Origin of the sequence: Aeromonas enteropelogenes, assembly GCF_020097295.1 — a bacterium.
Taxonomy (GTDB): domain Bacteria; phylum Pseudomonadota; class Gammaproteobacteria; order Enterobacterales; family Aeromonadaceae; genus Aeromonas; species Aeromonas enteropelogenes.
Genome location: NZ_CP083625.1, coordinates 703,309 through 728,893, shown reverse-complemented (window position 1 = coordinate 728,893; position 25,585 = coordinate 703,309). Strand labels below are relative to the sequence as shown.

The 25,585-nt window shown below is 58.8% G+C and carries 24 protein-coding genes; 20 read left to right on the top strand and 4 right to left on the bottom strand.

What is annotated here, in order from left to right:
• The first annotated feature begins 5 nt into the window (after positions 1–5).
• The 3 genes from LA321_RS03325 to tppA are packed head-to-tail and all read left to right on the top strand — an operon-like array spanning position 6 to position 4,229.
• Positions 6–482: a pilus assembly PilX family protein gene (locus tag LA321_RS03325; RefSeq protein WP_156141007.1), complete on the top strand. Its 477-nt coding sequence runs from the start codon at positions 6–8 to the stop codon at positions 480–482.
• A gap of 10 nt (positions 483–492) precedes the next feature.
• Complete coding sequence (locus LA321_RS03320) at positions 493–3,819, top strand: pilus assembly protein (protein WP_042071077.1); 3,327 nt, start codon at positions 493–495, stop codon at positions 3,817–3,819.
• Between the two features lie 8 nt (positions 3,820–3,827).
• Positions 3,828–4,229: a type IVa pilus pseudopilin TppA gene (tppA, locus tag LA321_RS03315; RefSeq protein WP_042071079.1), complete on the top strand. Its 402-nt coding sequence runs from the start codon at positions 3,828–3,830 to the stop codon at positions 4,227–4,229.
• A 3-nt stretch (positions 4,230–4,232) separates the two neighbouring features.
• Here tppA and LA321_RS03310 read toward each other — a convergent pair whose 3' ends face one another.
• Positions 4,233–4,622: a type IV pilin protein gene (locus LA321_RS03310; RefSeq protein ID WP_026455777.1), complete on the bottom strand. Its 390-nt coding sequence runs from the start codon at positions 4,620–4,622 to the stop codon at positions 4,233–4,235.
• A gap of 95 nt (positions 4,623–4,717) precedes the next feature.
• On the opposite strand from LA321_RS03310, the gene LA321_RS03305 reads away from it, so the two are divergent.
• The 8 genes from LA321_RS03305 to luxS all read left to right on the top strand — a co-directional run bounded on the left by LA321_RS03305 (position 4,718) and on the right by luxS (position 12,258).
• A complete protein-coding gene (locus tag LA321_RS03305; protein ID WP_026455776.1) occupies positions 4,718–5,251 on the top strand; it encodes a GspH/FimT family pseudopilin in 534 nt (177 codons plus the stop codon).
• Between the two features lie 20 nt (positions 5,252–5,271).
• On the top strand, positions 5,272–5,859 hold the full coding sequence (locus tag LA321_RS03300) for a PilW family protein (RefSeq protein ID WP_026455775.1): 588 nt from the start codon (positions 5,272–5,274) through the stop codon (positions 5,857–5,859).
• Between the two features lie 4 nt (positions 5,860–5,863).
• Positions 5,864–6,970, top strand: a complete 1,107-nt coding sequence (locus LA321_RS03295; RefSeq protein ID WP_042071082.1) for a PilX N-terminal domain-containing pilus assembly protein — start codon at positions 5,864–5,866, stop codon at positions 6,968–6,970.
• An 8-nt stretch (positions 6,971–6,978) separates the two neighbouring features.
• Positions 6,979–9,087 carry a type IV pilus modification PilV family protein gene (locus LA321_RS03290; protein ID WP_042071084.1) on the top strand — a complete coding sequence of 703 codons (2,109 nt, stop codon included), beginning with the start codon at positions 6,979–6,981 and terminating at the stop codon, positions 9,085–9,087.
• A 73-nt stretch (positions 9,088–9,160) separates the two neighbouring features.
• Positions 9,161–10,783 carry an NAD+ synthase gene (locus LA321_RS03285; RefSeq protein ID WP_042071086.1) on the top strand — a complete coding sequence of 541 codons (1,623 nt, stop codon included), beginning with the start codon at positions 9,161–9,163 and terminating at the stop codon, positions 10,781–10,783.
• A 9-nt stretch (positions 10,784–10,792) separates the two neighbouring features.
• Positions 10,793–11,131: a nitrogen regulatory protein P-II gene (glnB, locus tag LA321_RS03280; protein ID WP_026455772.1), complete on the top strand. Its 339-nt coding sequence runs from the start codon at positions 10,793–10,795 to the stop codon at positions 11,129–11,131.
• Positions 11,132–11,136: 5 nt separating this feature from the next.
• On the top strand, positions 11,137–11,730 hold the full coding sequence (locus tag LA321_RS03275; protein WP_042071346.1) for a transglycosylase SLT domain-containing protein: 594 nt from the start codon (positions 11,137–11,139) through the stop codon (positions 11,728–11,730).
• Positions 11,731–11,748: 18 nt separating this feature from the next.
• Positions 11,749–12,258, top strand: a complete 510-nt coding sequence (gene luxS, locus LA321_RS03270; RefSeq protein WP_042071087.1) for an S-ribosylhomocysteine lyase — start codon at positions 11,749–11,751, stop codon at positions 12,256–12,258.
• Between the two features lie 307 nt (positions 12,259–12,565).
• Here the strand turns inward: luxS and LA321_RS03265 are convergent, their stop codons facing one another.
• A complete protein-coding gene (locus LA321_RS03265) occupies positions 12,566–13,198 on the bottom strand; it encodes a prepilin-type N-terminal cleavage/methylation domain-containing protein (protein ID WP_026455769.1) in 633 nt (210 codons plus the stop codon).
• A 43-nt stretch (positions 13,199–13,241) separates the two neighbouring features.
• Here LA321_RS03265 and LA321_RS03260 point away from each other — a divergent pair, with 43 nt between their 5' ends.
• From LA321_RS03260 to deoD, 7 genes are all read left to right on the top strand, one after another.
• Positions 13,242–14,021, top strand: a complete 780-nt coding sequence (locus LA321_RS03260; protein ID WP_042071089.1) for a TatD family hydrolase — start codon at positions 13,242–13,244, stop codon at positions 14,019–14,021.
• Between the two features lie 216 nt (positions 14,022–14,237).
• A complete protein-coding gene (locus LA321_RS03255; RefSeq protein WP_042025839.1) occupies positions 14,238–15,512 on the top strand; it encodes a NupC/NupG family nucleoside CNT transporter in 1,275 nt (424 codons plus the stop codon).
• 124 nt (positions 15,513–15,636) lie between these two features.
• A complete protein-coding gene (locus LA321_RS03250) occupies positions 15,637–15,807 on the top strand; it encodes a XapX domain-containing protein (RefSeq protein WP_005340467.1) in 171 nt (56 codons plus the stop codon).
• Positions 15,808–16,197: 390 nt separating this feature from the next.
• Positions 16,198–16,971 carry a deoxyribose-phosphate aldolase gene (deoC, locus tag LA321_RS03245; RefSeq protein ID WP_042071091.1) on the top strand — a complete coding sequence of 258 codons (774 nt, stop codon included), beginning with the start codon at positions 16,198–16,200 and terminating at the stop codon, positions 16,969–16,971.
• 106 nt (positions 16,972–17,077) lie between these two features.
• Positions 17,078–18,409, top strand: coding sequence for a thymidine phosphorylase (gene deoA, locus LA321_RS03240; RefSeq protein WP_026458151.1), 1,332 nt, complete (start codon positions 17,078–17,080; stop codon positions 18,407–18,409).
• Between the two features lie 14 nt (positions 18,410–18,423).
• Positions 18,424–19,632, top strand: a complete 1,209-nt coding sequence (locus tag LA321_RS03235) for a phosphopentomutase (protein WP_042071093.1) — start codon at positions 18,424–18,426, stop codon at positions 19,630–19,632.
• Positions 19,633–19,710: 78 nt separating this feature from the next.
• Positions 19,711–20,427 carry a purine-nucleoside phosphorylase gene (deoD, locus tag LA321_RS03230; protein WP_005340471.1) on the top strand — a complete coding sequence of 239 codons (717 nt, stop codon included), beginning with the start codon at positions 19,711–19,713 and terminating at the stop codon, positions 20,425–20,427.
• Positions 20,428–20,487: 60 nt separating this feature from the next.
• Here the strand turns inward: deoD and LA321_RS03225 are convergent, their stop codons facing one another.
• Together LA321_RS03225 and LA321_RS03220 are read right to left on the bottom strand one after the other, a co-directional pair.
• On the bottom strand, positions 20,488–22,734 hold the full coding sequence (locus tag LA321_RS03225) for a sensor domain-containing diguanylate cyclase (RefSeq protein WP_042071095.1): 2,247 nt from the start codon (positions 22,732–22,734) through the stop codon (positions 20,488–20,490).
• A 55-nt stretch (positions 22,735–22,789) separates the two neighbouring features.
• Entirely contained in the window at positions 22,790–23,410 is a 621-nt protein-coding gene (locus tag LA321_RS03220) for an AhpA/YtjB family protein (protein ID WP_042071098.1), read from the bottom strand.
• Between the two features lie 118 nt (positions 23,411–23,528).
• On the opposite strand from LA321_RS03220, the gene serB reads away from it, so the two are divergent.
• Positions 23,529–24,536, top strand: a complete 1,008-nt coding sequence (gene serB, locus LA321_RS03215; RefSeq protein ID WP_042071100.1) for a phosphoserine phosphatase SerB — start codon at positions 23,529–23,531, stop codon at positions 24,534–24,536.
• Positions 24,537–24,597: 61 nt separating this feature from the next.
• On the top strand, positions 24,598–25,503 hold the full coding sequence (locus tag LA321_RS03210; protein ID WP_042071102.1) for an alpha/beta fold hydrolase: 906 nt from the start codon (positions 24,598–24,600) through the stop codon (positions 25,501–25,503).
• Positions 25,504–25,585: the final 82 nt, after the last annotated feature.

Genomic DNA, 25,585 nt, shown 5'->3' with positions numbered 1-25,585 from the left:
CAGTCATGATGCATCGACAACAGGGGATGGCGCTGGTGATCAGCCTGATTTTTCTGGTCATGGTGAGCCTGCTGGGCATGGCCGGCATGCGGGGCGCGCAGCTGCAGGAGAAGATGGCTGGCAACCAGAAGGAGGCGCTGCAAGCGCTGCAGGCGGCAGAAGCGGGCCTGCGCGCCGCCGAACGCTATATCGAGGCTGGCAACTCGGGTCCTTATGACAACAGCTCGGGCCTGTATGAATTTGTCGATACTGCGGTGGATCCCGCATCACCCTCCACATCCTGGCGCACCTATGCCAACAGCGGTCTGGCAGGGCGAGCCCCTGAATACTTTATCGAACGGCTGCCCTATGCCCAGGGGGGCAGCGAGAATCTGGCGGTCGATGAGCCCATCAGCGAGCGTCGCCTCTATCGCATCACGGCAAGGGGATTTGGTCTCTCGGACGAGAGCCGGGTGCTGTTGCAATCGACCTATAGTCGCTAGGAGGCGGTGTATGGGCAAACTCGGTTTTGGACTCTCGGTGATGCTCTGCTGCGCTTCGGCGCAGGCGGCGCTTGATATTGCCCAGGTTCCCCTCTATCTCGGCACCCGGGCCGATCCCAATATCATGTTTACTCTGGATGATTCGGGTTCGATGCATTTCGAGATCATGCCCGAGTCCTTGATCGAGAACGATGCACGCTATGTCTATCCACGTGCCAGCCAGGTCTACGGAAGTGATGATTACGACAACTATACGATCACCTTTGCCAGCGACAATGCCCGCAATGCCTACGTGCGCTCCAGCCATAACAACAAGCTCTATTACAACCCGCAGCTGACCTATCGTCCCTGGGCCAATGCGGATGGCTCCTTGATGGCCAATGCCAAAGTGACCTGTGCCCCTCACAACCCTATGAAGACGGCGGCCGGTTGCCGTGACCTGACTCAAACCAATCGAGCATGGTGGGCCATCTATTACACCGAGTTTTCTCCTTATTATTACAACCAAGACGAGAGTTTCTGGCCGGCTGTCTATTTTGACTACAAGGGAAGTGGCAATGTATTCAACGCCAAGAACTATACCCGGGTGGTGATAAACAAAGCGGTGGCCACCATCTATGACGGTCGCCCCAATCGCAGTGACTGCAAAAATGCGCCCGTTTGTACCTATGACGAGGAAATTCAGAACTTTGCCAACTGGTACACTTATTATCGTTCGCGGATCCTGGCGGCCCGGGCCGGAGTAGGAAGAGCCTTCGCCAGCCAGGGGGAGGCCATTCGGGTCGGCTTTGCCACCATCAATGCCAGCGGCAGCGTGATCCGCGGTGTCACCCCTTTTTCAGGTACTGATCGAACCGCTTTTTTCGATGAGCTGTATGGCCGCGACATTCCGGCGAAGGGGACACCGCTGCGCACCAGCCTGAAAGAGGTAGGGGAGTATTTTTCCCGCAGTGACAATAACGGCCCCTGGTCTGCCCGTGCCGGCAGCACACTTCCTCATCTGACCTGCCGCCAGAGCTACAACATTCTGATGACGGATGGCTACTGGAACGGTGATTCGCCCTCGGTCGGCGATCAGGACCAGGATGGCATCAAGAACACCCTGGCGGACGTGGCCTACAAATACTGGAAAACGGATCTGCGTCGCGACCTGGCCAACAAGGTGCCGACCAGCACGGCAGACCCTGCCAACTGGCAGCATCTGGTCAACTTTACCGTAGGGCTTGGGGTCAACGGTTCGCTCAATCCTGCCAACGGTATCCCGGGCAGCTGGCCGAATCCTTATGATTCCGATGAGTTCAAGATCGACGATTTGTGGCATGCGGCCGTCAACAGCAAGGGGAGTTTCTTCAGCGCGGCGGATCCGGATACCTTCGCCGAGGCCCTGAGCAGTACTTTGGCACAGATTGCCGCCCGCAACAGCTCTGCCAGTTCGGTAACGGCCAACGCCACCCGTCTCGACAGCAACACCCATATCTACCAGGCCCGTTACAACAGCGGTGACTGGTCGGGACAACTGGTCTCGATCCCGCTTAACAGTGATGGCTCTCTGGGGAATATCGCCTGGGATGCCGCCACCCAGATACCGGAGCCTTCGGCACGCAGCATCTTCACCCGGCAAGGCGGGGCCGGCATCGCCTTCACCTGGGAGGCGCTTAACAATACCAACCGCACCCTGCTCAATATTGCCGGTGACAATCTGGGAGAAAGCCGGGTCGCCTATCTGCGCGGTGAGCGCGGTGGCGAGCAGCGCAATGGCGGGGTATTTCGCAATCGCAGCGATCTGCTCGGTGACATCATCAACTCGGATCCCGTCTATGTGGGCAAGCGCGATTACGGCTACAGCAGCGCGACTGGCCTGACCCAGACCGAGCGGGAGAGCTATCAGGCGTTCCTCAGCTCGACGGCGATCGCCCGTCGCCCGCCCATGCTCTATGTCGGTGCCAATGACGGCATGCTGCACGGCTTTCGGGTGGCCGACGGTGTCGAGCAACTTGCCTATATCCCGGCCAGCCTGCTGGGGGAACTGCCCCAGCTGACCAGGCCGGATTACAACCACCGCTACTATGTGGACGGGACGCCCAGGGTCGGGGATGCCTATCTGGGGAGTCGCTGGAAGACCCTCTTGCTGGGCTCTACCGGGGCGGGGGGCAAGGCGGTATTTGCCATCGATGTGACCGCACCGAACAACTTCACCGCTGACAAAATGCTGTGGGAGTTCACCCATTCCGAGATGGGGATCGCGTTGGCCGCCCCGACGCTGGTGCGGGTCAAGGCCGACAACAAGTGGGTCGCCCTGGTGGCCAACGGGTACAACAGTAGCAGCCAGACGGCGCGGCTGTTTGTGCTGGATTTGGCGACCGGCGCCGTCATCAAGGAGATTGACACCCAGGTAGGATCGGCCAGCGAGCCCAATGGCCTCTCTTCGCCATTGCCTGTGGATGAGGATGGCGATCGGGTGGTCGACTATGTCTATGCTGGCGATTTGCAGGGCAATCTCTGGAAATTCGACCTGAGTGACAACAACAGCGCCCAATGGGGAATCGCGTTCAAGGCCGGCAACAAACCCAAGCCGCTGTTTCAGGCTTGCGATGGCGCCTGCTCGACCAGCACGCGCCAGTCCATCACCATGCGGCCGCTGGCGATCCGCCATCCCAGGGGAGGGATCATGGTGCTGATGGGCACGGGCAGCTATTTCACCAATGATGACAAGTCATTGCCCACCAATCCAAGATTGGAGGCCGTCTACGGCATTTGGGACACTGGGAGCGAGGTGAGCCGCAGCCAGTTGTTGCAGCAGAGCATTACCCATGAATTCGTGGCCAATGGCACCACCATCAAGTTCAATGTGCGGGTGGTCTCCAGCAGGGATGTCAATTACACCAGCCAGAAGGGCTGGTATCTGGTGTTGAAATCACCCGGGCTGAGCAAGGGGGTCGGGGAGCGGGCAGTTTCCGAGATGCTGTACCGGCACAAGCGGCTCATCTTCAACACCTTGATACCGTCGGCGGATGCCTGCGATTTTGGTGGCCGCTCCTGGCTGATGGAGCTGGATCCCGTTTCGGGCGCCCGTCTCACCTACTCGGTATTCGACGTCAATGGCGACGGTGCCGTCAACGATGATGACTATGTCGGGATCAAGGATGAGGCTGGCAATGACATCAAGGTGCCGGTCAGTGGAAAGCAATTTGACGAGCTCACCACGACGCCGAGCGTAGTGGAGGATGCCGATATGGAGCGTAAATACATCAGCGGCTCCAGCGGCAACATCTCGGTCACGCTGGAAGAGGGGGCGGGCGATCTGGGTGGTCGTCAGTCCTGGTTGCAACTGGAGTAGAGGCTGGAATGGAACGAGGATTTACCCTGATTGAGTTGATGATAGTGGTGGTCGTAGTCGCCATTCTGGCTGCGATCGCATATCCCAGTTACAACAACTACATGGCGTCCGCCAAGCGGGCCGAAGCCAAAGCGACTTTGCTGGAGGCCGCGCAATATCTGGAGCGGGAGTTTACCGCCAATGGCAATTACGACACTGGCAACCTGGCCTCTGCCGGCTTGGCCACCCTGCCCAGGGATGGTGGTGCGGCTTATTACAATCTGGCGCTCAATGCCAGCGGGGCCCGTTATACCCTGACGGCTATTCCGACCGGTGTGATGAATGGCGACCCCTGTGGATTGTTGACTCTCGATCAGAGCGGACAGCAGGGGGTATCGCGTGCCACCATGACAACGGCCGAATGCTGGTAGAACTTATTTCCAGCACTCGGTCGGGGTCTTGATATCGGCCTTGTTGATGGTCAGGCTGTCGCAGCTGGTGCTGCCGGACTTGTCGCCGACCTGGGCTCCCTTGCTGGTCGCAACCAGGGTGTAGGCGGTGGCAGTGGCGCCTGAAATGGTGAAGGTGTAGTAATCGCTGGTCGGGTTGCCCACATTGGCTACGGCACTGCTGTAGCTGGCATTGGAGATGCGGAACTCTTCCTGTTTGAGCTGCATGGTCAGCAATCCCTTGACGGCTTCAGCCCGACGGGATTTACGCAGACCATCTGTAAAACTGGGGTAGGCGACAGCGGCAATGATGGCGACGATGGCGACTACCACCATCAATTCCAGCAGGGTAATACCTGATTGTTTGATTCTCATGGGGGCGGCAGGGTTCGTTAAACAGATAGATACTATAGGATAGTACTGACACCACACTCTACTGGCATGTGCGAAAAGAAAGGAGTCTTTAGCCAATGGAATGCGCAGAGTGCCGCTCCGCCGGTTTTACCATGATTGAATTGATGATTGCCCTGGCGCTGGTCGCGTTGCTCCTGACCGTGGCGATCCCCAGCTATCAGTCTTTGCGCCAGGAACAAATGGTCAAAGCAGCCACCCAGGCTGTATACACGGATGTGATGCTGCTCAAGTCAGAAGCGATCAAACGTAATCGCACCTTGCAGTTTATTATCTTCAACAGCGGCACCAGTAACTGGTGTTATCGAATCCATATTGATGGTAGCTGCAGCAGCTGCAGCGATTCCTGCTCAAGCATTGAGGGACGCAAGGGGGCCGATGCCAGCGAATACCCCGGTATCAGCCTGGTGGCCAGTTACAGTGAATCGGTGACCAATGTCAGGCCTCTAAGTATCTCGCCCAGAAGGGCCACCTTGGCGGCGGGGAATATTGCCATTTCGTCCGGTACCTACTCCATGCAGGTCAAGACCAATAATGTCGGGCGTGTGCGCACCTGTGGTGTCAGCAATGTCAGTGGAGTGCCTGCATGTTGAAAGCACCAAGGGGATTCAACGTGGTGGAGCTGATGGTGGCCATGGTCGCGGGTCTGTTTCTGGTCGCCGCAGTGACATCTTTGTTTGCCACCATCCTCAAGGCCAATCAAACATCCATGCAGGTGAGTCGCCTCAATCAGGAGCTGCAGAGCATCACTGACATGATAGCCCGTGATGTGCAGCGAACCGGTTACGATCAGGGGGCTACCGCATTTCTCGGGGCTGCATCGGGAGCCAGGTCCCCGTTTTATTTCGATACGAGCAGCGATCTGATGAATGAGACCGTCAGTGGTTCCAAGATTTATCGCTGCATCAGACTGAAATATGATGATGATAACAACGGGTCTCTTGGCTCTGATGAAACCTTTATTTACAGCTATGACAGCGCTGACAAAGGGGTGCAACTTGGCACCAGTTGCAGCACTGGCAACCTGCTCAGCACCGACAACACCATTGAGGTAACCGATCTGACCTTCTCGCTGTTTGGCAGTAGCGCCTCGGCCGGCGCGAGGACGGTGCGCATGGCCATCTCGGGTCAGTACAAGGCGAACTCCGCACTCAAACTCACCCTGCAGCGCGATATCAAGCTGCGCAACGACGGGTATTGATGCCATGAAACGTCATCTTGGCTTTACCACCTTCACCATTACTCTGCTGCTTATCGTGATCCTGCTTGGCATCTCGTTGCTGGTGGGCAAGTTGATGGTGGCGGATCGTCGTGTCAGCCTCAACGAGGTGCAGTATCGCCAGGCGCTGGCGCTGGCCGAGCTGGGGGTGTCGGACGGGGTCGGGCGGCTTGCGCAGGATGCCACCTGGCGTACCCCTAGCAGCGGTGTTTCCGTCACCGTATCGGCTGGCAATTACACCCTCTTTGCGCTGGATGAACCGGCTGTGATCGTGGGAGGGGCGAGTGTAACACCGGTGAAAATACGCACCCAGGCGACCCTGGTTGATGCGACGGCCAATGCCGAGGTTGAAGTGAAGGCTATCAAGATAAGCGTATTGGCCGGCACCCCGGCCGCCCCCCTGACGGTAGCTGGTGGCATGGCCGTATCCGGCAACTTTACCGTGGTGGCCAATCCTAACGGAGGGGGACCGGGAGTGCCGCTCTCCATCTGGACCAACGGTAATGTAGATCTGACAAATGGCTCCGGTCAGACCTGTCATCAGGGGGACTACAGCGGAGGCTGCAGCGCCAACATCAGCCAGAAGGGCGACAAACAATCGGACATCAAGGACAACGATACCGACTTCCCCACGGATCTGGTCTGGTATCTGTTCAACGAGAATGATGATGCTGCCGGCTGGGCCAATCTGGAGTCTCGGGCGGTGCAACTGCTGACCAATTGCGATTCACTGTCGACCGCCTCGCGCGGTCTCATCATCGTCGATGGTGATTGCAAACCGGGTGGGTCGATCGGTTCGATCGCTGCGCCGGTCGTGCTTATCATACGCAACGGCAACCTGATGGTGAACGGGAATGCGACCCTGTACGGACTGGTGTTCGCCTACTCAGCCACGCCCGCCACAGCCACCACCGACGTCAGCCTGAAGGGGGGGGCAATCGTCAACGGCGCTGTAGTAGCCAACTATCAGCTGGGCAAGACGGCCAATGGGACCTTCGATGCCAAGTATGATCAGGCGGTGTTGAGTAATATCGAAAATGGGGCGGCGTTTCAGAGCATCAATCTGGTGCCTGGTAGCTGGCGGGACTGGTAGGAGCATCTATGAAACCGCACAAGGGATTTGGGCTGTTGGAGATTTTGATCACCCTGGTTCTGCTTGGGGTGGGTGTGGCAGGTCTGGTGGCCATGTCTCGCTCATTGCTCAATACCTCCCAAGATAGTCGTCGCTACGAGGTGGCCATGCGGCTGGCCGAGTCACAACTCGATGCGTTTCGCACCTTCAACGGGGTGGTGAGTGCGGTTTCGCCGCTCACGGCCTACAACAACATAACGGCGGGCACCAGTTCGGCCACTCCTGCCGATGGAGGAGGGACTTATGCCCTGAGTTGGGCCGTCAGCAACCAGTACTGGAATGGCTCTGCCTGGCAGACCGCGATCCCGGCGGGTTATTTGTACTCCTATCCTGGCCGAAAGGTAGTCAATGTGACCGTCAGCTGGAGCGACAGCGTCGGGCAGACTCATTCCTTGCTACTCTCCGGGGCCGTGTCGCCGGCGGAATCGCTGACTCAGAATCAGTTCAACGGCGGGCTGGATACCAGTCGCGAGCCGCCCCACGTGGTCTATACCCCCGGAGTTGCGCCTGATGTCATCTCGATCCAGATCGATCAGGAAGGCCGCAAGCAGGAGACCAGCAAGCCGCTGCCGACCGTGACCTCCAAGGATGGTGCGGTTGGCAAGCTGGTGCAGTTCGAGACGGTCACCTACAAGCCCGACAATGGTGGCAACACCCAACAGGTGCTGCAGGATCTGGCCTCGGTCTCCTGTTCCTGCAGCTATGGCTCGAGCATAAACGCTTACCTGCCCGGCCAGGCCACCCTGACCAGCAGCAATTTGCTTTATTGGAATGCGGGCTCCCAGGTGATCAAGCAGACAGGGGTACTCAACAGCAGCGTCAAGGATCAACCGGCCCTCTGTACCAGCTGTTGCAAGGATCACTTCGATGGCAGTGGCAGCAGTTTTGACCAGTTTTACTCGCCGCTTCATACCAGCCGGCAGCGCTACAACGGTTCTCCTTCATCGGTCAATAGCGGGAATTATGTCGATGCTTGCCGCTTTGTCCGGCTCGATGGCTACTATCGTCCCCTGCCGGACTGGAACCTGATCAAAGTCATAGTGACCAGCGCCGACTTCCTCGCCAAGGCTGAGAACCAGACCAGCTATCAGAACTACATCAAGTACGTTGTTACCACTTATGTTACCTGGCAGAAGAACACCCTCAACTGGACTGCGAACCCCACGGCAACGCCCCCCTCGATCATTGAATTTGCCGACTGGCTGCCTACCAACGCGGCTGCGGGAGGAGACTCCAGCACCAAGATCACCATGAACACGGGGACGGCCCAGCTGATTGCCCGCGGTATCTATGTGGATGTGCTCTCACCAGACAATCTCGCGAAGCTTGATCTGACATCACAGGATTTGTTGGCCCGGATCCCGTTTCAGGACATCAACCTGACCATGCTGGCGGAGTGGAGCCTGGTGCCCCTGAATGGCCAGCTCACCGGCAGTACCTCTGATTACGTGGGAGTGACCAACGAGACGGTCAAGACGGTGGTTGATCTCAGCAACTACTACTTTGGCAGTTACAGCCGTGGTTATTTGTCGGCCAAGAAGAGCACCAAGGATGCGTCCAACGTGTTACAGAGCGCCTCGATCAAGGTAACCGCCTATCAGGGGAACTCGGGGATCACCGCTTCGCTCATCTCTCCGGTGGATCAGAGCGAGGCCAAGAGTGCCACCATGCCGGTGGCGATCGATACCAGCTCCCAGACGGTGCCGACCCTGACCGTATCGGGACGAATCGAGTGTCTTGAACAGGGCAATGGGCAAAATTCCGCTCCAGAGTCCTGTAAGGCCAACACGTTCAGCGGGCTGACAGTCACTACGACAACCACGGGAGCCACCTGTCGTATCGATGTGCCAAAAACCAACAACCAGCCCGCTACATACGTTTGTTCTGCCGCACAAAACAGTAATCTGGTTGTGAATTTATCCTATAGCGCTCAGGGCAATAAAACCTACTTGTTGAAGCCGGCCTCCCTCAGTATCGCCATGACGCCGCCTGCCAGTGGCCAGGTGATCACGGGCCCCTGTGCCCTGTTGGTGGACAATGGTGTGACCAATGCTGCAAACCTGACTTGTACTCCCTGAACCTCGGGCGCTGGCACAGCCAGCGCCTTTTCTTTATCATTCCCCATCATTTTTGATTTTAAGATGCATCGCCATGGCAAAAGCCCTCTCTCTGATGCTTGCCCAGTTGAATCTGACGGTAGGCGCCATCGAAGAAAACTGTGACAAGGTACTGGCTGCGGCCGCCGAGGCAGATCGGCAAGAGGCCGATCTGCTGGTCTGCTCCGAGCTCGCATTGACCGGCTATCCGCCGGAAGATCTGCTGCTGCGCAGTGATCTCATGCTCCGGGTTGATGCCGCGCTGGCCCGTCTTGCTACCTGGGCAGGCAACTGCGCCATTCTGGTGGGGCACCCCTGGCGGGAAGGAGAGGCACTCTACAACGCAGCCTCCCTCTACGAGCAGGGCAAGCTGGTGGCACGCTACTTCAAGCGGGATCTGCCCAACTACGGGGTGTTTGACGAGAAGCGTTACTTCACTGCAGGTACAGAGACGTGCGTGGCACCATTCCGAGGTCATCAACTGGGTCTGCTTATCTGCGAAGACCTCTGGCAACCAGGTCCGGCGCTGGCCGCCAGGGCGGCGGGAGCCGAGCTGCTGCTCACCATCAACGCCTCACCCTACGATCAGGAGAAACCCTGGATCCGCCGCGAGTTGATGGCGGAGCGCTGCGATCAGACCGGCGTACCGCTGGTTTACCTCAATCAGGTGTGTGGCCAGGATGAGCTGATCTTCGACGGCTGCTCAAAAGTCTTCAATAGCCATGGCGAGCTGACTCACAGGCTGGCGCCGTTTGACGAAGAGCTGGCGTTGGTACGCTTTGCCGATGGTGAGCCGGTGAAAGAGCGGGAACCGGCTGCGCCGCTGGAGCCTTTGGCCGAAACCTATCAGGCGCTGGTGCTGGCGGTACGCGATTACGTTACCAAGAACGGCTTTCAGGGCGCCGTACTGGGGCTTTCCGGCGGTATCGACTCTGCCCTGACTCTGGCGATTGCGGCCGATGCCATCGGTGCCGACAAGGTGCAGGCGGTGATGATGCCATTTCGCTATACCGCCCAGATGAGCGTGGAAGATGCCAAGGAGCAGGCCGAGCGGATGGGTGTTGAATTCAACATCATCTCCATCGAGCCCATGTTCGAAGGGTTTATGGGTCAGCTGGCCCCCCTGTTTGAAGGCACGGCTCGCGATACCACCGAAGAGAACCTGCAGGCTCGCTGCCGCGGCGTGCTCTTGATGGCGCTCTCCAACAAGCGTCGTCGCATTGTGCTCACCACCGGTAACAAGAGCGAGATGGCGGTGGGTTATGCCACCCTGTATGGCGACATGGCCGGCGGTTTCGACGTGCTCAAAGACGTACCCAAGACCCTGGTCTTCAAATTGTGCGAATACCGCAATTCGGTCGATTATGTGATCCCGCAGCGGGTTATCGACCGTCCCCCTTCGGCAGAATTGGCGCCGGATCAGGTGGATCAGGACAGCCTGCCTCCCTATGACATCCTGGATGCCATCCTCAAGCGCTACGTCGAAGAGGATGCCTCGGTCGCCGACATGGTGGCCGAAGGGTTCGAAGAGGCGGTGGTGCGCAAGGTGATCCGTCTGGTGGATCTCAACGAATACAAGCGCCGTCAGGCTGCGGTCGGTCCCCGCATCACGGCCCGCAATTTTGGTAAGGATCGTCGTTACCCAATCACATCCGGGTTTGGCAAACAGAACTGGTAAGGAGTCACCATGAAGAAGATTGAAGCCATCATAAAACCGTTCAAGCTGGACGATGTGCGCGAGGCTCTGGCCGAGATCGGCATCAACGGCATGACGGTATCCGAAGTCAAGGGTTTTGGCCGCCAGAAGGGGCACACCGAGCTTTATCGCGGTGCCGAATACATGGTGGACTTTCTGCCGAAAGTGAAGCTGGAACTGGTGGTGCAGGATGAGGATCTCGATGCCTGCCTGGAAGCGATCCAGAACACAGCCCGCACCGGCAAGATTGGTGACGGCAAGATCTTCGTCTGTGACGTGGAGCGGGTCATTCGTATCCGTACTGGCGAAGAGAACGAAGACGCCATCTGATGTGGATGCGCCTCGTTGTGGTGGCAGGCCTGTTGGCTGGCCTGACCGCCTGTAGTAGCCGGCAGCCGGCCCAGCCGGAAAACCTGTGCCAGATCTTTCGCGAGAAGCCTGACTGGCATGAGGCGGCCCTCAAGATGAACGAGAAGTGGGGAACCCCGATCCAGGTGGTCATGGCCATGATGTATCAGGAGTCCTCCTTCGTACATGACGCCCAGCCGCCCATGGAGTATTTCCTCTTCATCCCGACCGGGCGGGCCAGTTCCGCCTATGGCTACGCTCAGGTGAAAGATGAAACCTGGGCCGATTACCAGCGGGAAACCGGCAACAGCTGGAGTGATCGGGACGATTTTGCCGACGCCATCGATTTTATGGGCTGGTACACTCACAAGGCCCAGCGGCTGAACGGCACCTCCAAGTGGGATGCGTATGGCCAGTATCTCAACTATCACGAAGGGTGGGGTGGCTACCGGCGTGGCAGCTACCGAAGCAAGGGCTGGTTGATGAAAACCTCCCGCAAGGTAGAGGCCCGAGCCCAACGCTACGGCGCCCAGTATCGACAGTGCAAGGATCAGCTCTCCACCGGGGGCTGGTTCTGGTAACCCAATCAGGAGTCAGAAATGCCGTTATTGGACAGTTTTACCGTTGACCACACCCGTATGGAAGCCCCTGCGGTACGCGTGGCCAAGACCATGCAGACCCCGAACAAGGACACCATTACCGTGTTCGATCTGCGTTTCTGTGTGCCCAACCAGGAGATCCTCTCCGAGCGAGGCATCCATACCCTTGAGCACCTGTTTGCCGGTTTCATGCGGGATCACCTGAACGGTAATGGGGTCGAGATCATCGACATCTCCCCCATGGGCTGTCGTACCGGTTTCTACATGAGCCTGATTGGTGCGCCGGACGAGGCGCGGGTGGGTGTGGCTTGGCAAGCGGCCATGAGCGACGTGCTGACCGTGCAGGATCAGAAGCAGATCCCCGAGCTTAACGAATACCAGTGCGGTACCTTCAGCATGCACTCTCTGGAAGAGGCGCACGCCATTGCCCGTCACGTGCTGGAACGGGGGATCGGGGTCAACCACAACGACGAGCTGGCCCTGCCCGAAGAGAAGCTCAAGAGCCTCTAAGCCAGGCATATGCCTCGTAAAATCAATCCAGAGAAGCCGGTCAGCACTGCTGCCCGGCTTTTTTATTGGTACTGATGCAGGCAGACAGGCAGCTTGTTCAGCGAGTGTTCTCTGGTAGCATGGTGTTCGACTGAACAAGAAAAGAGGGATGCTATGAGCATGAAAGGAGTCTTGCTGCGTTGGTTGGCCCGTTACGACGCATGGTGCGAAGAGTGGGGGCTCACACCGCAAAACCGGCGCTGCTGCACGCCGGTGCGTTACGATGAGGAGTCATCAAAAGATCAGTCGGAAAAGACCTCTTCTTCCTCTAGTCAAAATTGCGGGTCACGGCACCGGTAACGCTGTTGTACTCAAAGCCGAGGCCGTTTTCATAATCTGAACCAGTCTGGAAGCGGCCCATCGAGTCGCGCAGGATATAGCGGCAGTTGTAATGCATCTCATCACCCTCCTCCTCATCAGGATGTCCCGGGCCAACCATGTCCGAAAGATAGTCCGCCTGCTTTTTGATCTCATCAGGTTGGTTGGTAGAAGCTACCGTCTGGTCGCCATCAAGGAGGTCGGTAAACAGCAAACGGCAATCCGATTGATTGCTGACCGAGATATGGTTTCCTGAACCGGGCTGATAGGGGGTATTGGCGGGTTGGTTGTAATCCTCTTCGGAACCTGACGGCCATCCGTAGCGATTGATGTCCGACTTGCCCTCCCCATGGCTCCCCAAATTGTAAAGTGCGACAGCCTCTCCCTTGGTGGCAACAGCCCATCCTGCATGGGCCAGCTGCACCGCGCTGGCAAAACTGCCTGCCGTCGCCGCGACACTGCTTCTTAACGCATCATCCTTGATATTGATAAAACGGGGCAGGGCGATGACTGCCAGAATACCCAGCACTATGATGACCAGTACCAGTTCAATCAGGGTAAAACCATGGTGTCTGTGTTTCATTGTGTTGAATGACCCATTAAATACCGCAAATAGGTGTAGTGATATGCAGCTGATTGACAGTCATTGCCATCTCGACTTTCCCGTCTTCGACAAGGACAGGGAGGTGTTACTGGCACATTGCCGACAGCTTGGGATCCGGGAGTATATCATCCCTGCCATCGCTGAGGATAACTGGGAGCGGGTAATGGCTTTGGCAGGCCAGCATGCCGATATTTTCTATGGCTTGGGCATTCACCCCTGGTATGCCGGCGCACAGCAGGAAGGGGTGATGGAACGGCTGCGAATGTTGGTGGCTCGTCGCCCGGCCGGGCTGGTGGCGATAGGCGAGTGCGGGCTGGATCTGCGTTCCCATGTTCCCCAGGAAGGGCAGTTGGAGCTATTTGAGGCGCAAATCAGGCTGGCTTGTGAATATGAGCTGCCATTGATCGTGCACTCGGTACGGGCCAATGACACGGTTGCCAAACTATTGCGCCGTTTCAAACCAACCAGGGGGGGGGTGATTCATGCGTTCAGCGGCTCCCGGCAGCAAGCCGACACTTTCTGGCAGATGGGATTTCGCTTGGGGGTCGGTGGGGTGATCAGTTATGAGCGGTCCAACAAGACCCGTGAGGCATTTCGTGATATGCCGCTCTCATCTCTGTTGCTGGAAACCGATTCGCCCGACATGCCGTTGCAAGGGGAGCAGGGGCAGCGCAATACCCCTGCGTCATTAGTAAAAATAGTGACTACTCTGGCTTCAATAAGAGAGGAAGGCATGGTGGATGTTGCAAGGGTGTTGCATGGATCTACCCTTGAACTTTTCCATCCTGAGCGTCAATGCTGAAACATATATGCAACAAGGCTTTTGGGCAGCAGAAAAAAAAATGAGCGTAAAAATCGTTTGCTGTCTACTTTTGTGACAATCGATCATTTTGACACTGATAAAATGTGACCAGGATTCTATTTTAAAGGCCTTTAATTAGTATAATGCGCTCCCCTTGATTAGCGGCTTGAGGTTACAAGTTGCTAACAAGATAGGTGCTACTAGAGGAAGATAATAATGAGCTTAATCATGGGTCTGGTGGGGATGGCAACGCTCGTCCTTATCGCGGTGCTGTTCTCCAGCAATCGCAAGGCAATTAACGTACGTACCGTACTGGGTGCGTTCGCAATTCAAGCCGGTCTGGGCGCTTTCGTGCTCTATGTACCGGTAGGTCGCGATATTCTGGTGGGCGTATCCGACGCCGTATCCAGTGTGATCAGCTATGGCCAGAACGGCATCGACTTCCTGTTCGGTGGTCTGGTCAGCAACAAGATGTTTGAAGTATTCGGCGGCGGTGGCTTCGTGTTTGCTTTCCGTGTTCTGCCGGTCATCATCTTCTTCTCTTCCCTGATCGCAGTGCTCTATTATCTGGGCATCATGCAGGTGGTGATCAAGCTGCTGGGCGGTGGCCTGCAGAAAGTGCTGGGTACCTCCCGCACCGAATCCCTCTCTGCTACTGCCAACATCTTCGTGGGTCAGACTGAAGCCCCGCTGGTAGTTCGTCCTTACATCTCCAAGATGACCGACTCCGAGCTGTTTGCCGTCATGTGTGGTGGTCTGGCTTCCGTAGCCGGCTCCGTACTGGCCGGTTACGCCTCCATGGGCGTCAAGATGGAGTACCTGATTGCCGCATCCTTCATGGCGGCTCCGGGTGGTCTGCTGTTCGCCAAACTGCTGGTGCCCGAGACCGAGACCCCGAACTACGATGAAAGCGCCGCCGATGCCGAGCTGGATGACAAGCCGGCCAACGTGATCGACGCTGCCGCTGCCGGTGCCTCTGCCGGTATGCAACTGGCCCTGAACGTAGGTGCCATGCTGCTGGCGTTCATCGGCTTGATCGCCATGATCAACGGTATCTTCTCTGGTGTGGGTGGCTGGTTTGGCATGCCTGAGCTCTCTCTGGAGCTTATTCTGGGCTGGATCTTCTCCCCGCTGGCCTTCCTGATCGGTGTGCCCTGGAACGAAGCCGTGGTTGCCGGTTCCTTCATCGGCCAGAAGCTGGTGGTGAACGAATTCGTGGCGTACCTGAACTTTGCTCCGTACCTGAAAGATGAGCTGCTGATCAATGGTGCTGCCATGTCCGATCACACCAAGGCCATCATCTCCTTCGCTCTGTGCGGCTTTGCCAACCTCTCCTCTGTTGCCATCCTGCTGGGTGGTCTGGGGTCCATGGCACCGAACCGCCGCGGCACCATTGCACGATTTGGTCTGAAAGCCGTACTGGCCGGCTCTCTGTCCAACCTGATGTCTGCCACTATTGCAGGCTTCTTCCTGGCGCTGTCCGGCATGTAATATCGCCTGACCAGACAGGTATAAACACAAACGCCACGGCATCTGCCGTGGCGTTTGTGTATGGGGCGGTGACAACCGTTTTCCTATCTAAACTAATAATAAAATGAGTCAAATCGGAGGTTTTATGAATGAAGTGCTACTGGCGATGGTGGCCGGCTTTATCGTTGGCTTGTTGTTTTCTTTCCTCAAATTGCCCATCCCCGCGCCGCCGGTCTTGTCCGGGGTGATGGGGATCGTGGGGGTCTATCTGGGTGGCTTGGCCTACTCCTGGATCCTCACCCGTTTCTTCTCGTAAGGCGTTTTCTACCCGGATTTGCCAGATGTGAGATACCTCTGAAAATGGCAAATCCGGCTTGCAAACACGGGGTATCTCGGCTGAAATAGGCATTGCCAGCAGGGTGCTGGCATTGACTAATGCCCGATGAAATCGGGTGTTGGCGGTCAAATGGAATTGATTGGGAAGTCGGGTCAGATGTTGTCGGCCTTTCTCAAGTCTTCATGGAACCAAGTCCGCACTTTTGTAAGAAAGTGACAGGGCTCTTGCCTTATTTGCAGCCAGCTATGCCTCTGCATACGCGCTGTAATTCCATTCCCGTATCCTTGGGAGTCGAGTCTTGCCGGTTGCGTTGCAACAAGCAGGCCTTTGCCCCGGGATCCGGACTACTTAGAGACTTTGGAGAACAGAATGACTGATCTGAAACTGGCCGCCCAGCGCGCCCTGAACCTGATGGACCTGACCACCCTGAACGACGATGACACCGATCGGAAAGTGATCGACCTGTGTCACAAGGCCAAGTCTCCGGCTGGTCTGACCGCCGCCGTCTGTATCTATCCCCGTTTCATTCCCATCGCTCGCAAGACCCTGCGTGACATCGGCGCTGCCGACGTGCGCATTGCGACCGTGACCAACTTCCCCCATGGCAACGACGACATCGAGATCGCCGTGGCCGAAACCCGCGCCGCCGTCGCTTACGGTGCCGACGAAGTGGACGTGGTGTTCCCGTACCGCGCCTTCATGGCGGGTAATGAACAGATTGGTTTCGATCTGGTCAAAGCCTGTAAGGATGCCTGTGGCGCCGATGTGCTGCTGAAAGTGATCATCGAGACCGGCGAGTTGAAGGAGGAGGCGTTGATCCGTCGCGCTTCCGAGATCTGTATCGATGCCGGTGCCGACTTCATCAAGACCTCCACCGGCAAGGTGCCGGTCAATGCGACCCCGGAAGCGGCGCGCATCATGATGGAAGTGATCAAGGCCAAGAACCCGAAAGTGGGCTTCAAGCCTGCCGGTGGCGTAAAAGACGCGGCTGTTGCGGGTCAGTACCTCGCCATGGCCGAAGAGATCCTGGGCAAGGACTGGGTATCCGCCCGTACCTTCCGCTTCGGTGCCTCCAGCCTGCTGGCCAGCCTGCTGGCGACCCTGGGTCACGGCGAAAAGCCGGCCAACACCAGCGGTTACTAAGTTGACCCGAGAGGGCGAGCCCGGCTCGCCCTGTTATGCCCGGCCACATGGCCTGTGGCAGGGCGTCCGGCTTTTGTAACGCCAGTCATGGCGGAGGGAATGAAAGATGTTTTTGCCTCAAGAAATTATTCGCAAGAAGCGCAACGGCGAAGCGCTCAGTACCCAAGAGATTCAATTCTTCGTTCAGGGCATTACCAACAATACCATCGGCGAGGGCCAGATCGCGGCACTGGCGATGGCAGTCTATTTCCAGGATATGACCATGGATGAGCGGGTTGCCCTGACCTGCGCCATGCGCGACTCTGGCATGGTGCTGACCTGGGATCATCTGAACTTGGGCGGCCCCATCGTCGACAAGCACTCCACCGGTGGTGTGGGAGATGTCGTCTCCCTGATGCTTGGCCCCATGGTCGCCGCCTGCGGCGGTTTCGTACCTATGATCTCTGGCCGTGGTCTGGGCCACACCGGCGGTACCCTGGACAAGCTGGATGCCATCCCGGGCTACCAGACTTCAGTCGACAACGACCGTTTCCTGAAGGTGGTGAAAGAGGCGGGTGTCGCCATCATCGGCCAGACCGGCGATCTGGCTCCTGCCGACAAGCGTATCTATGCGGTGCGTGATATCACAGCCACCGTCGAATCCATCGCCATGATCACCGGCTCCATCCTCTCCAAGAAGCTCGCCTCCGGGCTGGAAGCGCTGGTGATGGACGTCAAGGTGGGCTCTGGCGCCTTCATGCCGACTTTTGAGGCATCCGAAGAGCTGGCGAAGAGCATCGTCGCCGTGGCCAATGGGGCCGGTTGCCGCACTTCTGCCTTGCTGACCGACATGAACCAGGTGCTGGCCTCCAGCGCTGGCAACGCGGTGGAAGTTCGCGAGGCGGTGCGCTACCTGACCGGTGAATACCGCAACCCGCGCATCCACGAAGTAACCATGGCCCTGTGTACCGAGATGTTGATCTCTGCCGGGCTTGCCAGCAATGATGTCGATGCCCGTGCCAAGCTGCAGGCAGTGCTGGACAACGGCAAGGCGGCCGAGATCTTCGGCCGCATGGTGACCGGTCTGGGTGGTCCGTCCGACTTCATGGAGCGTTATGACGCTTACCTGCCCAAGGCTGCCATCGTGCGCCCGGTTTACGCGGCCAACGCCGGTTTCGTCACCGCCATGGACACCCGTGAACTGGGCCTGGCTGTGGTCGCCATGGGCGGCGGTCGCCGCGCAGCCGGCGACAAACTCGATTACGCGGTCGGTCTGACCGACTTTATTCGCCTGGGTCAGAGCGTCGATGCAGACAAGCCGCTCGCCCTGATCCACGCTCAAACTGAAGAGCAATTCGCTCAGGCTGCCGGCATGGTGCAGGCAGCCGTCAAGATCGGTGACACCCGACCAGAGGCGTTGCCCGAGGTCTACCGTCGCATCGGTCTGGCTGATTTGTAACAAGGGGAAGTCCCATGAAACGTACCTTTATTCTGATGATGGACTCTTTCGGTATTGGCGCTGCCGCCGATGCCGACAAGTTCGGAGATGTGGGCGCCAACACCCTTGGCCATATCGCCAAAGCCTGTGCCTCCGGCGAGATTGAGGGCCGTGGCCCGCTCAACCTGCCGAACCTCAACAAGCTGGGTCTGGGCCACGCGGGTGAACTCGCTTCCGGCACCTTCCCGGCGGGTCTGAACAAGGACATCGAGGTGGTCGGTGCCTACGGTTTCGCCCAGGAACTCTCCTCCGGCAAGGACACCCCGTCCGGTCACTGGGAGATCGCCGGTGTGCCCGTTCTGTTCGAGTGGGGCTACTTCAAGGATCACCAGAATAGCTTCCCGCAGGAGCTGCTGGACGCCATTGTCGAGAAGGCCGGTCTGCCCGGGTATTTGGGCAACTGCCACGCCTCCGGCACCCAGGTGCTGGACGACTTGGGCGAAGAGCACATGCGCACCGGCAAGCCGATCCTCTACACCTCTGCCGACTCCGTGTTCCAGATTGCCTGCCACGAAGAGACCTACGGCCTCGAGAAGCTCTATGAGCTGTGCCACATCGTGCGCGAGCTGCTGGAGCCCTACAATATCGGCCGTGTCATCGCCCGTCCGTTCGTGGGCAGTGGCAAGGGTGACTTCAAGCGTACCGGCAACCGTCACGACTACTCGGTACTGCCGCCGGCGCCGACCGTGCTGGATTACATGAAAGAAGCGGGTGGCCAGGTGGTTTCCATCGGCAAGATCGCCGACATCTATGCTCAGCAGGGCATCACCAAGCAGGTGAAGGGCACCGGCCTGACCGAGCTGTGGGATCGCACCCTGGAAGAGGTGAAGGCCGCCGGTGACAACACCATCGTCTTCACCAACTTCGTCGACTTCGACTCTTCCTATGGTCACCGCCGTGACGTGAAGGGCTACGCCGATGCACTGGAGTATTTCGACTCCCGTCTGCCGGAGCTGTTCGAGCTGATGCAGGATGGTGACGTGGTGGTGCTGACCGCCGACCACGGTTGCGACCCGACCTGGAGTGGCACTGACCACACCCGTGAATACATTCCGGTGCTGTTCTACGGCAAGCCGGTCAAGGCTGGCAGCGTCGGCCGTCGCGACACTTTCGCCGACATTGGCCAGAGCATCGCGGCCTACCATGGTCTGCCCAAGCTGGCATACGGTACCAGCTTCCTGTAAGTTACCCGCCCGCCGCCTCGGCGGCGGGCAAACCAATAAAGACAATAAAACTCAACCCAGTGTGAAGGAATCAAGAGAATGGCAACTCCTCATATCAATGCGAAAGATGGTGCGTTTGCAGATACCGTACTGATGCCGGGCGACCCCCTGCGTGCCAAGTACATCGCCGAAACGTTCCTGGAGAACGTCGAGCAGATCTGCGACGTGCGCAACATGTTCGGGTTCACCGGTACCTACAAGGGCCGTCGTATCTCCGTCATGGGTCACGGCATGGGTATCCCCTCCTGCTCCATCTACGCAAAAGAGCTGATCACCGACTACGGTGTGAAAACCCTGATCCGCGTGGGCTCCTGCGGTGCCGTACGTGAAGACGTGAAACTGCGTGACGTGGTGATCGGTATGGGTGCCTGTACCGATTCCAAGGTGAACCGTCTGCGCTTCAAGGATCACGACTTCGCCGCCATCGCCGACTTCGACCTGGTGGCCAATGCCGTACAGGCCGCCAAGAACAAGGGCGTGGCCGTGCGCGTAGGCAACATCTTCTCCGCCGACCTGTTCTACACCCCGGACCCCTCCATGTTCGACGTCATGGAAAAATACGGCATCCTGGGTGTCGAGATGGAAGCCGCCGGTATCTACGGCGTGGCAGCAGAGTATGGCGCCAAGGCACTGACCATCTGCACCGTCTCCGACCATATCCGTACCGGTGAGCAGACCACTTCCGAAGAGCGTCAGCTGACCTTCAACGACATGATCGAAATCGCGCTGGATTCCGTCCTGCTGGGCGACAAGTAATTCCTTCGCGTATGAAAAAGGCGGCCTTCGGGCCGCCTTTTTGCATTTCTGAAGCAGGGGTTAGAGGTCGAGTACGAAGCGTCCCTTGCCGGCCTGTTTGGCCCGGTACATGGCGGCATCGGCCCGGTTCAGCAGATCATCGATCCGGGAGTGCCGACCCGAGCGGCAGAGTGCCCCGCCTATGCTGCCGGCAAGGGAGAGCTGATGGCCCGCGACATCGGCGGGCACGGCCATGGCGGCCAGCAAGCGATCGCACAGGGCGGGCAGCTCCTGTTCGGGATGGTGCAGGGCGGGCAGTACGACGGTGAACTCGTCGCCGGCAAGACGAGCCACCATGTCGCCGGGGCGGACTTCCGATGTCAGCACGCTGGCGAAGCGTTGCAGCAGGGCATCGCCGACGTGATGGCCCAGCCGATCATTGATCTGCTTGAAACCGTCCAGGTCGAGAAACAGCAGACCGAGCGACTCCGCACTGTAATGTACTCGCTCCAGTTCGCGGGCCAGGCGCAGGGTGAAGGCACGCCGGTTCGGCAGCCCGGTGAGGGGATCGTGGGCCGCCTCGTGCTCAAGCTGAGCCTGCAATGCCTTGTACTCGGTGATGTCGGTGCCGAGGATATAGACGCCCTGTTCATCGCTGCGACTCGGGATCATGGTGATGCGCAGATCTCGCTCTCCGATGGGCAGCGTAAAGCGGGACTCGAAGCTGAGTTGCTCGCCGGCCTGGGCGCGCTCGAGATAGGCTTGGGCACGCTGGTAGCTGGTTTCACCCATGCTGTCTCGCAGGCTCGTGCCAAACAGCTGCTCGGAGGCCAGCCCGAAGTAGCGACAGTAAGCCTGATTGGCGAACAGATAGCGACCGTTCGGTGCCACCATGCTGATGGTGACAGGCAGGCTGTCGGTGATGGCGCGCAGCCGGGCCCGGCCACGCTCGATTTCGGCCTGCACCCGGCGACGGGCCGTGATGTCGTGTAGAAAAAGGGCCAGGCGAACCTTGTCATCGAAGCGGTAACGCTCGGCAATCACCTCGACCGGGAGACGCCGCCCGTCCCGGGTATGGATGTCGCACTCCAGACGCCGCGGCTGATCGCCGGAAAGCGGCAGCTGGGTGAACAGGGGATGATTCTCTTCAAGCAGGCGAGCCAGGGGCTGGCCCAGCATCTCTTCGGCTTGCCAGCCAAGCAGGGTGGTGGAGGCAGGGTTCCAGCCGGTGATGGTGAGTGTCTCGTCGAGTTCGAGAAAGGCATTGCTGGTGTGCTCCAGCATATGCTGCAGGCGCCGCTGCTCTCGCCACAGGCTTTGCTGTACGGCACTGCGTTCGTTCATTTCCCGATGCAACTGCACCACTGTTTCCGACAGTTCGTGAGTACGTTCGCGCACCTGCTGCTCCAGCCCTTGCTGCAGGGTGAGCAGCTCGGCTTCGGCCTGCTTGCGTTCGCTGAGATCGGCGAACACGGCGATCATATGGGGGGCCACGGTACGGCTCTCGCACAGGGCGACGCTGAGTTGTACCCAGCACAGGGAGCCATCGGCGCGGATCATCCGCTTCTCCAGCCGATAGTCCTGGCGCCGCCCCGCGATCAGCGCTTCAAACAGGGGGAGCTCCCGGACCAGATCTTCGGGATGAGTCATGTCATGCCAGGTGAGCCCGAGCATCGCTTGTTCGCTGTAGCCAAGCAGTCTCTCCAGCCCCGGGTTGGCCCGCAACCACTGTCCCTCAAGGGAGGAGAGGGCCATGCCGACCGATGACTGGTTGAAGGTGAGAGTGAAGAGGTGTTCCTTGTCTTCCAGTATCTGGTTCAGACTGCGTACCTGATGGCGTCGCTCCAGATCGTGCAGGGTGTTCTCCACTAGGCGGCCGAAGTCGTCCAGATCCTGACATTGGGCCTGGTCGAGTTGGCGGGGGGGCTGATCGACCAGGCAGAGGGTGCCGAGCACCACGCCGTCGAGGGCCTGCAGCGGACGGCCGGCATAGAAGACCACGTGAGGCGCTTCTGTCACCAGCGGATTGTCGGCGAAGCGCGGGTCACGCCTGGCATCGGGCACCTGCATGATGTCGGGACGCAGGATGGCGTGGCCGCAGAAGGAGTGTTCCCGGCTGATCTCGCACATCTCCACTCCGCTTTTGGAGAGGAACCACTGCCGATCCACATCGGTCAGGGAGACCATGGCAATCGGCAGCGAGAAGTGTCGGGTGATGAGGCGGGTCAAGCGATCCAGTTGATCGATGGGTTCCCGGTCGAGCAGGCCAAGGATGCGCAGTCGCTCCAGTCGACTCTTCTCATCCAGTGGCAGAGGGGGGGCAATCATGCAGCGCTCCTGCTGTTGGTATTGCCATGGTTATATACAAGGTTACCAATAGGGTCTACTCACCTTGCGGTGGATCGACCGGTTTGCTCTTCTTCTTGTGCTTGCGAACCCGCATATAGTTGCGACGCACCCCGTAGGAGAGGAGCAGGCCTGCCAGCAGGGCCACCAGCAGCATCAGCCGCTGTTTCTCCTGCGTTACTTTGAGCCGGATGTCCTTGTCCGCCAGTAACTGCTGCTCTTCCAGGGTGATGCGCAGGTATCCGAGGGTTTGATCACCATCCAGGATCTCCTGCACGTATTGGGTGCGTCCCTTGCCCTGTTCCGGCACCGACTTGTTGTCACTGCCGATGGGCAGCAGGCTCTCCAGTGGCATGGCCTGTTCCGACTGGGCGAGGGGAATGCCGCGGGCATCGTACAGAGTGACATCGAGGATCTCCGGCTCGGCCGCCAGATCCCGGGCCAGCCGCTCCAGCTCGCCGGTTTTATCTTCCTTGAGCCAGCGTTTCATGTCGCGAGCCGCATAGGCCACCAATGCCTGGGCACGGTTGCGTGCTTCGCTGTGCAGGGCAGCCTGGCTTTCGCCCTGCATATGGATGAGCACGCCCAGCACCCAGCATCCGAGCAAAATACCGGCGCCCAGACTGAGAACACGTTTGATGGGAAGATGACGCTGCAAGCCGAGGCCTCATGATGACTAGGAGTGGCGGGATCTTGGCGCTTGCCTGTACAAAAAGCAATACGCTACTCTGGGCCGGCACTATTAACCCCCAGATCACCAAGGAAGGCGTCCCTCTATGTTGTTGTCCCAGCTCCCCCCATTGTTGTCCGATTGGCCTGCGCTGTTGTCTCACTCTTCCTGCTGGCAGCTGGAAGGCGAGACCTTGCAGCCTGCGAGCGCGCCCTTGTCGGCCGCCTGGCTGGTGCTGTTTGGTAAGGGACTGGGCCCCGCTCATCTGGCCAGGGTAGCAACCTTGCTGGCGGCTCATGGGATGGAGGCCAGCCTCTATCCGCCGACCGAAGTGGCGGGTGTGCCGCTCATGCTGCTTGGCACGGCACGTTTCAGCCAGGAGTTGGTGAGGCAGTTCAAACAGGAAGAGTGGGACATCGATCTCTGTCATCTGCCAGCATTGCCGACCCTGAGCGAACCCGGCTTGCTGGTGATGGACATGGACTCTACCGCCATTCGCATCGAATGCATTGATGAGATCGCCCGGCTGGCCGGTGTCGGGGAACAGGTAGCTGCCGTGACGGCCGCCGCCATGCAGGGCAAGCTGGAGTTTGCCGACAGCCTGCGCAACCGGGTTGCCCTGCTGGCAGGTGCTCCCGTCGCCATTCTAGACGAGGTGGCTGCCGACATGCCCTGGATGCCGGGGCTGCAACTGATGGTGGATACCCTGAAGAGGGCTGGGTGGAAGGTGGCGATCGCCTCGGGCGGATTCACCCGTTTTGCCGGCGAGCTGCAACGGGCGTTGGAGCTGGATGCCATCTTCGCCAACGAGCTGGCGGTGGAAGGGGAACGGCTGACCGGCCAGGTCAGCGGTCGTATTGTGGATGCCGGCGTCAAGGCGGAGGTGTTGCAGCAGCTGGCGCAGGAGTTTGGTGTGCCCGCATCCCAAACAGTGGCCATCGGCGATGGCGCCAACGATCTCAAGATGATGGGGGTTGCCGGGCTGGGTATTGCCATTCACGCCAAGCCGTTGGTGCGGGCCGAGGCTGCCGCGACCCTCAATCATCACGATCTGGAAGGAGTGGTCTGTCTGCTGGGCGCGTTGGCCTGTTGCGATCGTCGCTGGAGTCTCTGATACCCCTTATGTCAGGGCGGTGGTACACCGCTCCCTACGTCATGGAGGACGTAACAGTCACATGGAGCTGATGCAACAATCTCTGTTTATTCCCTGTGGCGAACATCAACTGCATGTTCGCCATATCCAGCCGGGCATCGCCGTGCATGGCGAGCCGATCCTGATGATGCACGGCGCCATCGAGAATGGCCGGATCTTCTACACCGAATCGGGCAAGGGACTGGCCTGTTTCCTGGCCCGTCACGGCTATCAGGTCTATGTGGCCGATCTGCGAGGGCGTGGCCTGAGTACGCCGGCCATCGCCGAGCAGGCCGGCCATGGCCAGCATGAACTGATCACCGAGGATTTGCCCGCGTTGCACCGCTGGGTGGCCGAGCGCCATTCAGGCTTCAAGGTGCACTGGGTCGCGCACTCCTGGGGCGGCGTCATCATGGCTTCGACCCTGGTCCGTTTTCCCGAATTGGCCCGGCAGGTGGCCAGTCTGCTGTTTTTCGGCACCAAGCGGGGCGTCTCGGTACAAAATCCGGAGCGCTGGCTGAAAGTGGATCTGATCTGGAACCGGTTGGCCCCCTGGTTGGCCAGGCGCCGCGGTTTTCTGGCGGCGCGCAATCTGAAGATAGGTGCCGATGACGAGCCGCTGCGCTACCTGCAGGAGACCATTCCTTGGGTCAAATGCGGCCCCTGGCTGGATCCCCACGATGGCTTTGCCTATGACGAGGCGGCGGCCCGGGTGAACTGGCCACCGCTCTGGATGATTTCGGCCAAGGCCGACAAGGTGCTGGGACATCCCACCGATGTGCGCCGCTTCAGTGACGAGATGGGGTTGGCGGCGCGCCACACTCGGCTGGGGCGGGACAATGGCAATCGCCTCGACTATGACCATATCAACATGCTGACGTCGCCACAGGCTCAGGAGGATCACTTCCCCCAGATCCTGGCGTGGTTGCAGGACCCGCAGGCGGCTTGATGAAGGCCGGGAATGAAACAATGGCGGGCTTGTGCCCGCCATTGGTTGCTTGCCGATTTGCCTGAGCGATGTCCGGAGTTAA

What these genes read in the sequence shown, in the direction of transcription:
- LA321_RS03320 (WP_042071077.1), top strand. Translation starts at nt 493, where the DNA reads ATGGGCAAACTCGGTTTTGGACTCTCGGTGATGCTCTGCTGCGCTTCG.
- LA321_RS03310 (WP_026455777.1), bottom strand. Translation starts at nt 4,622, where the DNA reads ATGAGAATCAAACAATCAGGTATTACCCTGCTGGAATTGATGGTGGTA.
- LA321_RS03305 (WP_026455776.1), top strand. Translation starts at nt 4,718, where the DNA reads ATGGAATGCGCAGAGTGCCGCTCCGCCGGTTTTACCATGATTGAATTG.
- LA321_RS03325 (WP_156141007.1), top strand. Translation starts at nt 6, where the DNA reads ATGATGCATCGACAACAGGGGATGGCGCTGGTGATCAGCCTGATTTTT.
- LA321_RS03265 (WP_026455769.1), bottom strand. Translation starts at nt 13,198, where the DNA reads ATGAAACACAGACACCATGGTTTTACCCTGATTGAACTGGTACTGGTC.
- deoA (WP_026458151.1), top strand. Translation starts at nt 17,078, where the DNA reads ATGTTTTTGCCTCAAGAAATTATTCGCAAGAAGCGCAACGGCGAAGCG.
- tppA (WP_042071079.1), top strand. Translation starts at nt 3,828, where the DNA reads ATGGAACGAGGATTTACCCTGATTGAGTTGATGATAGTGGTGGTCGTA.
- LA321_RS03295 (WP_042071082.1), top strand. Translation starts at nt 5,864, where the DNA reads ATGAAACGTCATCTTGGCTTTACCACCTTCACCATTACTCTGCTGCTT.
- LA321_RS03285 (WP_042071086.1), top strand. Translation starts at nt 9,161, where the DNA reads ATGGCAAAAGCCCTCTCTCTGATGCTTGCCCAGTTGAATCTGACGGTA.
- deoC (WP_042071091.1), top strand. Translation starts at nt 16,198, where the DNA reads ATGACTGATCTGAAACTGGCCGCCCAGCGCGCCCTGAACCTGATGGAC.
- deoD (WP_005340471.1), top strand. Translation starts at nt 19,711, where the DNA reads ATGGCAACTCCTCATATCAATGCGAAAGATGGTGCGTTTGCAGATACC.
- serB (WP_042071100.1), top strand. Translation starts at nt 23,529, where the DNA reads ATGTTGTTGTCCCAGCTCCCCCCATTGTTGTCCGATTGGCCTGCGCTG.
- LA321_RS03250 (WP_005340467.1), top strand. Translation starts at nt 15,637, where the DNA reads ATGAATGAAGTGCTACTGGCGATGGTGGCCGGCTTTATCGTTGGCTTG.
- LA321_RS03260 (WP_042071089.1), top strand. Translation starts at nt 13,242, where the DNA reads ATGCAGCTGATTGACAGTCATTGCCATCTCGACTTTCCCGTCTTCGAC.
- LA321_RS03290 (WP_042071084.1), top strand. Translation starts at nt 6,979, where the DNA reads ATGAAACCGCACAAGGGATTTGGGCTGTTGGAGATTTTGATCACCCTG.
- LA321_RS03225 (WP_042071095.1), bottom strand. Translation starts at nt 22,734, where the DNA reads ATGATTGCCCCCCCTCTGCCACTGGATGAGAAGAGTCGACTGGAGCGA.
- luxS (WP_042071087.1), top strand. Translation starts at nt 11,749, where the DNA reads ATGCCGTTATTGGACAGTTTTACCGTTGACCACACCCGTATGGAAGCC.
- LA321_RS03275 (WP_042071346.1), top strand. Translation starts at nt 11,137, where the DNA reads ATGCGCCTCGTTGTGGTGGCAGGCCTGTTGGCTGGCCTGACCGCCTGT.
- LA321_RS03255 (WP_042025839.1), top strand. Translation starts at nt 14,238, where the DNA reads ATGAGCTTAATCATGGGTCTGGTGGGGATGGCAACGCTCGTCCTTATC.
- LA321_RS03210 (WP_042071102.1), top strand. Translation starts at nt 24,598, where the DNA reads ATGGAGCTGATGCAACAATCTCTGTTTATTCCCTGTGGCGAACATCAA.
- LA321_RS03235 (WP_042071093.1), top strand. Translation starts at nt 18,424, where the DNA reads ATGAAACGTACCTTTATTCTGATGATGGACTCTTTCGGTATTGGCGCT.
- glnB (WP_026455772.1), top strand. Translation starts at nt 10,793, where the DNA reads ATGAAGAAGATTGAAGCCATCATAAAACCGTTCAAGCTGGACGATGTG.